The 7313-nt window shown below is 57.8% G+C and carries 4 protein-coding genes; 1 reads left to right on the forward strand and 3 read right to left on the reverse strand.

Going from position 1 to position 7313, the window contains the following annotated elements; translation table 11 throughout:
- Nucleotides 1-2 precede the first annotated feature (2 nt).
- Nucleotides 3-3143, forward strand: coding sequence for an efflux RND transporter permease subunit (locus M7R55_RS09515; RefSeq protein ID WP_298220175.1), 3141 nt, complete (start codon nucleotides 3-5; stop codon nucleotides 3141-3143).
- 60 nt (nucleotides 3144-3203) lie between these two features.
- On the opposite strand, the gene M7R55_RS09520 is transcribed toward M7R55_RS09515, so the two are convergent.
- From M7R55_RS09520 to M7R55_RS09530, 3 genes are all read right to left on the reverse strand, one after another.
- Complete coding sequence (locus M7R55_RS09520) at nucleotides 3204-3563, reverse strand: PepSY domain-containing protein (RefSeq protein WP_298220176.1); 360 nt, start codon at nucleotides 3561-3563, stop codon at nucleotides 3204-3206.
- 121 nt (nucleotides 3564-3684) lie between these two features.
- Entirely contained in the window at nucleotides 3685-6732 is a 3048-nt protein-coding gene (locus M7R55_RS09525; protein WP_298220177.1) for an efflux RND transporter permease subunit, read from the reverse strand.
- The coding region (locus M7R55_RS09530; protein ID WP_298220178.1) for an HlyD family efflux transporter periplasmic adaptor subunit at nucleotides 6729-7313 on the reverse strand (585 nt) is incomplete at its 5' end. The genes M7R55_RS09530 and M7R55_RS09525, both read right to left, overlap by 4 nt.

Below are 7313 nucleotides of genomic sequence, written 5' to 3' on the forward strand. Positions count from 1 at the left end.
GCATGCAGCAGGAGCAGAACGAGTCGCACGAGGCCGTGCCCATTACCGAGACGGGATGGGTTCGCTGGCTCAGGCAGCCGGTTGTCTGGGCAATGGTTTATGGCGCGCTCATCGCTTATGGGCTGTACGCATTAATCAACATTCCGGTTGAGGTGCTGCCGCGTTTCGATTTTCCGCAAATCAGCATCGTGACCTCGCTGCCGGGCAGCAGCACGCAGGAACTGGAAGCAGAAATCGCCCGCCCGATAGAGAATGAATTACTGGCGCTGCCGCAAGTGACTCATATCCGCTCGACCATCGGTCATGGGCAGGTGGCAACCCATGTGCGTTTTGCCGAGCATTCCAACCCGACGCTGGATTTGCAAATGGTCAATGGGGCGATTGATCGGGCACGCAGCCAACTGCCTAATGCGGCGCATCCTTTTGCTGAAATCATGGGTAATGCGATCAATGAAATTGCCGATTACAGCCTGATTTTGCCGTCTGATGCTTCGCCGGATTCTGTGCGCCGATTGATTGACAGCACGATTGTGCCGCAGCTGCGCGCAGTGCCCGGCGTACAGCGAGTGGATGTGTTTGGCGGTGGTGTACAGGTTCTGTGGGTTCAACCCGATCTGGCTGCCATGCAACAACGGCACCTCAGTGTCGCTGATATTACCCATGCGCTGCGCCAGTATGTGGTGTTGCAACCGGCAGGCTATGTGTCATTAGGGCATCAGGATGTGCAAATCGAGCTGCGTGCCCTGCCGCGCCAAGCCCCAGCCATCCGTCAAATCACCATTCCGACTCGCCAAGGCCCGATTCCCTTGAGCGCCATTGCGCGCGTGGTGCGTGCGCCGATGCCCAGTCACAGCGCGGTGACACTAGATAATCGAACCACCATTGCCATGACCGTATTTAAGCAGCCGGGCGCGTCCACGCTGCCCGTGACGCGAGAGGTGCAAAACGCACTAAACCTGAGCCAATCGATGCTGCCCCCTGGTTCGCGCTGGTTGCGGGTGTATGACCAAGGGCATTTGGTTGGCATTATCGGCAACGATCTCACCCGGAATTTGCTACTGGGTGCGGCACTGGCGGTACTGGTTCTATTCTGGCTGCTCGGTGGCGGGCGCGGTGTCTGGCTGCTTGCCGTCAGCATCCCCTTGTCGCTTTTGCTCGCGATTGCCGGTCTTTATGCCGTCGGGCAAACCCTGAATCTACTCACACTGGGCGCGCTCACGGTCGCCGTGGGTTTGTTGGCCGATGATGCGATCATCGTACTCGAAAGCATCATCCATCGCTGGGAACAAGGAGATGCCCGCTGGACGGGCGTCTGGCGGGGCTTGCGGGATATTGCCAGCCCCGACATCAGCGGAACCCTATCCACGGTGGCCGTGTTTTTGCCCTTGCTGTTGGTTGGCGGCTTGGCGGGGCTGTTTTTCCTGCCGTTTGCCTTGGCGATGACCTTTGCGCTGCTGGCCTCCTTGGTGGTGTCGCTCACACTGATTCCCCTGGGGTTGGGGCTGTTGCAAGCGGATCGTTATCTTCGACGCCCCGCCAAGGCAGCACCCCGCAAACGCTCGGGCGCGCGCTTGATTGATGCGCTCTACCGTTGGAATCTGAAGCTGTTTTATGGCGTTCTGCGGTACCCACGGGCGGGCTTGAGCCTCAGCGTGGGTTTGCTCGTACTCAGTGTGGCGAGCATGGCCTGGGTGACGGTGAATTTTTTACCGCTGCCGAATGAGGGCGTCATGCTCGAGAGTTTTACGCTGCCGCCGGGCACTTCCCTGACCGAAACGCGCGCGACGGTTGCCCGAATCACGCAGCGGTTGCGTGAAGATCCTGCCGTGGCGCATGTGTTTGCACGCATCGGTTCTGCGACCTCGACGGCCTATACCGAACCGGCTTACGCGGGGGAGATCCAAATCGTGCTGCATCGCCATACGGCAGTGAACGATCTGAATGCGATTGGTGGGCGATTGACCGCCTTGAGCGCTTTGCCCGGTGTGCAAACCAGCATCGACACGCCCACCATTGAGCGGGTGGGAGAAAGTTTATCGGGGTTGCCGCAACCGTTTGTGATTCGGCTATTCGGGCCGCATATCGACACCCTGCATCAATTGGCCGATGAGATAACGCATCAATTACGCACCGCCGCACCCGGCCTCAGCGATGTATTCAATAACGATGGTTACCCGATCAATCAACTCAATATTGTCCCTCGCCCTGACGCCCTGGCGCTGTACGGCATTACGCCCGGCCAACTGGACATGCAACTGCAACCTCTGCTATCAGGCCAAATACTGGCGACTGTTCCGGATGGCAATTTGCCCCTGCCGTTGTTCATTCGTTTGGCGGGCGCACCGGATTGGTCCTTGCGCCAACTGGCGGCGCTCCCCATCACCGTGGATGGCGATCCGGCAAAAAACGCAGCCAGTCAGACCGTCACCTTGGGGCAAATCGCATCGATCCAGATGATTCAGACACCCAATCAGATCCGGCACATTCAGGGTGCCCGCGCCTTGGATATTCTGGCCACGCCAACGAGCATCCGTGCCGTTGCTGACATCAACAACACGCTGGATCAGATCAAACTGCCCAGTGGCTACCGGATTACGGTGGGCGGGCTCTATCCAGAACTGATTCACACCGGCATCGTGCTGGCCGTGGCCGCGTTGATCGCATTTGGCTTGATGCTGGGCATCCTGTTGCTGCAATTCGATGGCTGGCTGGCGCCGGGCTTATTGCTGCTGCAAATCCCCCTGGCCTTGACGGGCGGCGCTTTGGCACTGAGCCTCAGCGGGATCGGGCTGAATGTGACCGGCTTGATCGCGTTTATTACCCTGATCGGCCTGAGCCTGAATCACGGCATCGTCCTGTTGTATCGCATTCATCGCAACGAACGCCATCTGCCATTGCGACAGGCAGTGGAAGAGGCCATCGCGATCCGCTTTCGCCCCATCTTGCTGACCGTGCTGACCGCCATGCTCGGTATGTTGCCTACGGCCTTGGGCTGGGGACAGGGCGCCGCGCCCGAACAAGGGCTCGCGGTCGTGATTCTGGGTGGGATTTTCTGGAGCGCCCTGCTGTCGACGAACCTCATTCCTGCGTTGTATGTTCATTTGTGTTCCCCGAAGGGTAGTTCGCTACAAATGACACATTAAAAAACCCCGTTCATACCTGGATGAACGGGGTTGTGATTTCAACGTTTGGTATCGGGCTGATCAGTCGTCCTGAGTTTCCCCGTCTTTGTGATCATCTGCTATGCCGTTCGCATCACCGTGATCCATGCCGTTTTCAAGGACTTTGTCGTTCATCGCATCGATGCCCACTTCATGTTCACCTTGCTGGGTTTGAATGTCGAACGAATATCGTAGGCCGGAACCGCCCTGCTCATGTTCCAGTTCGGCGTCTTTGATCGAGCCGGGTTGCAGTTGCAATGCCTGTGCCTTGGCCTGCTCCATGGTGATTTTGGCGTCCGCCTTGGACGGGCTGTTATTGGCATAGGCCGCGGCGGTGCCGGCACCGATGGCAAGAATAACGGCGGCGGTCAAAGCGCGTGATAAACGAAGGTTGGTTTTCATTGCATAATCTCCTGCTTGGGTTGAATCTGACTCCATCGAATCAGTGGAACCAGATTATCGAAGCGACCCTACGCTGAGATTTCGGCGGGATTAACTGTTATTCATGTGCCAGGCCGACGAATCAATGATTGAGCGCGTACCGTTGCCGGATCATCAATCGATAAATAACCGGCATCACCAGCAAGGCCAGGGGAATCTGCACAATCATGCCGCTGATGATGGCAATGGCTAAGGGTTGTTGCATGGCCGAGCCTTGCCCGATGCCAAGCGCCAGGGGCAGCAGGGTTAAAATCGCAGCTAAGCTGGTCATGATGGTGGGACGCAGGCGGCGCACACCGGCTTCAATCAAACGATCACTCCAGGGGCCGCTGCGGATGCGGCCGACTTCGAAGAAGTAGAACACGGCCACTTCGGTAACGATGCCGATGATCATCGTCAGCCCCATCAACGAGGTGATATTGAGCGTTTGGCCGGTCACCCACAGCCCGAAAAACACCCCGGCCACGGCCATGAGCGGCGCGCTGATGATCGAGAGGCTGATGGCGAAGCGTTCGTATAAAAACAACAAGGCCAGAAACACCAGCGCGGTGGCGGTGGCAAATACCAGCATCAGGCCATGAAAGGCGATTTGCTGCTGCTGATACAAACCAGAAAGCTCGTAATAAACGCCTTGCGGCAAGAGGCCCGGTTGTGCCAAGGCCTTTTTGACATCGGCAATAGTGCCGCCGAAGCCGCGTCCGCTGATCCGCGCCGAAACAGCCACCATCGGTTTTTGGTTATAGCGGGTGATTTCTGGCGTGCCGGTTATAGACACAAAATTCCCCACATCACCCACTCGAACCGGTTGCCCCGCCGCATTGGTCAGTTCCATGTTTTCCAGGCTTTGCGGCGTGGCGCGCAAGTGCGTGGGCGTGATGACGCGCACACCGACGACTTGCTCGCCCTCGGCAAGACGGGTAGCGATGGTTCCGCCGAGCAGAGTGCCCATCTGCTGCACGATGGCGCCCGGCGTTATGTCGGCAATAGCCGCTTTATTGCGATTGATATGAAATTCGAGCGTATCTCCGGCAATCACGAGGCCGTTTTGCACCTCTTTGATTCCGTTGATGCCACTGATGGCTTTCGCCACCTTGGGCGCAAGTGCTTGCAGTTCCTGTTGGCTTTGACCAAACAGGCGAATCACAACGGGGCGGGGCGAACCTGTCAGATCACCGATCAAATCCCCCATGGGTTGCATCAGATCCTGCACGGTGACGCCGGGCACTTGATGGGCAATTTCCGTGGCGATGCGGTCCATTACCTTTTGTTGATGCGCGGGTGATTTGAGTTCGATGAATATATCACCTTGATTGGCCTCGGTAAGCCCACCGCCGAGTTGTGCACCGGTACGACGGGTCAGCGTTTCAACCTCAGGCATGGCACGAATCAAGGCTTCGACCTGCATCAGCTCGCGGTTGGTTTCGGTAAGGGATTGACCGGGCCGGGTTTGGTAATCCAGTACAAAGCCACCCTCGTTCATTTCCGGCATAAACCCGGTGGGGATGTGCGTGAGACTTACCCAACCGATGGCCGCCAAACCGACGATTACCGGCAAAAGCAACACCGGTGTACGCAACAGGCGGAACAACAATCGCCGATAAGTGCGCGTCATCATGCTCTCTTGCGGCATTGTCGTATCAGTCGGGGGCTTGGGCTTGATGTTCAAGCGATTGAGCAAAATCGGCACCAGTAACCAGGTGAACAAGAACGACAAGATCAGGCTGGACGCCATGGTCAGGGACAAGGCTTTGAAAAACGCGCCGGTCACGCCATCGAGAAAGGCCAGCGGGGCGAAAATAATAATGGTGGCCATCGATGAGCCAACCAGAGGGCGGGTGAATTCCGACAGCGGATGCAATAAATGCGGGTGACGCCGGGTGTGTTTTGGGTGCAACAGATATTCGATCATCACAATGATGTCGTCGATCACGAGCCCCACCGCCGCGGCCATGCCGCCCAAGGTCATGATATTGAAATCAAGCCCGAATAATTTAAGCAAAATCAGTGTGCTGGCCATCACGGCGGGCACCACAAGCAAGGCCACCAACGTGACGCGGCCATTTTTCAGGAATAAAAACAGAATCAATATCGCAAACAGGATACCCAGTACGATGGCATCCCGCACGGATTGCGCCGAGTCGACGATCAGGGTGCTCTGGTCGTACCATTTTTTCAGCACCACGCCGGGTGGAATCAATTTTGCGTTGTCCTGCAAACTCGCGCTCACCGCATGGGCAATCGCTACGGTGTTTCCGCCCAGTTGCTGCTTGATCATCAAGAGCACGGCCGGTTTGCCATCGGCGGTGATGCGTTGGTAATTCGGCACTGTTGAATGCACAACAGTCGCGATATCCGCTACTCGGATATTGCCCGCCGCTGAATGCCGAATCACCGCCTGCCCGATCTCGGCCGCATCGCTCAAACGCCCATCGGTGAGCAACAGTTCCAGCCGATTAGGGGTTTGCAGATGCCCAATCGCGTGTTGTCCCTGGCCACTGTTCAGCGCCGTGACGACTTCTTGCGTGGTGATGTTCAATGCCTTTAATCGTTCAGGGTCCAGCAGCACATGGTATTCCGGCAGCGCACCGCCCTGAATCTGAACCTGCCGCACGCCCGGTATGCTGGAAAGCAACGGGGCGATCGTGTATTGCGCCAGTGTGCGCAGTTCGGTCTGACTCTGGCTGTCGGATGTCAGACTGTAGGCGACTACCGGAAAGCGGGTCGGGTTTTCCCGATGCACGCGAAAGACCGTGCCCGCAGGCAAGCTGGGTAACACCGAATTCATCGCTGCGGCGGTTTGCAACGCAGCAAGGGCCGTGTCGGTGCCCCAGGCGAACCGCAAATCCAGATCGGCGCTGCCCCGGTTGGTGTTACTGGCGACGGATTGAACACCGGGCACCGAGCGCAGGGCTTGTTCGACCGGCTTGGTGATTGTGCGCACCATTTGTGCGGCATCGCGGTTACCGGCATCGACGGCGACCACAATCCGGGGAAAACTCAAACTCGGAAACAGCGCTACCGGCAGCGTCATGGCAGTGAACGAGCCACCGGCCACCAGCACCAACAGTAAAAACAACAACGAGCGTTGATGGCGCAATACAAAGTGGGCCACCGCAGAATAAGACCTCATGGCTGAGCCCCGGCTGACGGTTCGGCAATCAATGTCATGCCCGCCGCCACATTCGGTGCACCCGTGGCGACCACCTTGTCGCCCGCCTTCAAGGCCGCAGCATCGATGGGCTCGACCACGCTATTCGCTTCAACCGTCGCGAGGACTCGCACCGGCACGGACACAGCCTTGTGCGCACGATCCAGCCAAATGCGCGGTTGGCCTTTGGCATCGGTTTGAATGGCCGCATGCGGCAAAATCAACCCGGTATGGCCCGGCAGTGTGAATTGCGCCGAGACGGCCTCTCCCAGCACCCAATTTGGCGTATCGGCAGATTGATTGCCTGGAAGGTGCAAATGAATGGGTTGGCGATTGCTGCCCGGCAAGACCATCGGATCAATGGCGGAAATTTGGGTTGCCTGCGGCGGTTGATTGCCAAAAACCGATTGCACCTTCACCCCATCACCGATGGTCAATTGCCGGGCCACGGCAGCGGGCACCGGGACTTTGATTTCCCATTGCCCGGCATCCACCGTGGTCAACAGGGGTTGATTGGCCGTAAATACGCCGCCCAATTGCACGGAAATGGTCTGCACCACACC

The organism is Halothiobacillus sp. (genome assembly GCF_027346185.1).
In the GTDB taxonomy this organism is placed as follows: domain Bacteria; phylum Pseudomonadota; class Gammaproteobacteria; order Halothiobacillales; family Halothiobacillaceae; genus Halothiobacillus.

Coding starts and splice junctions, on each gene's coding strand:
- M7R55_RS09515 (WP_298220175.1), top strand. CDS start 3: ATGCAGCAGGAGCAGAACGAGTCGCACGAGGCCGTGCCCATTACCGAG.
- M7R55_RS09520 (WP_298220176.1), bottom strand. CDS start 3,563: ATGAAAACCAACCTTCGTTTATCACGCGCTTTGACCGCCGCCGTTATT.
- M7R55_RS09525 (WP_298220177.1), bottom strand. CDS start 6,732: ATGAGGTCTTATTCTGCGGTGGCCCACTTTGTATTGCGCCATCAACGC.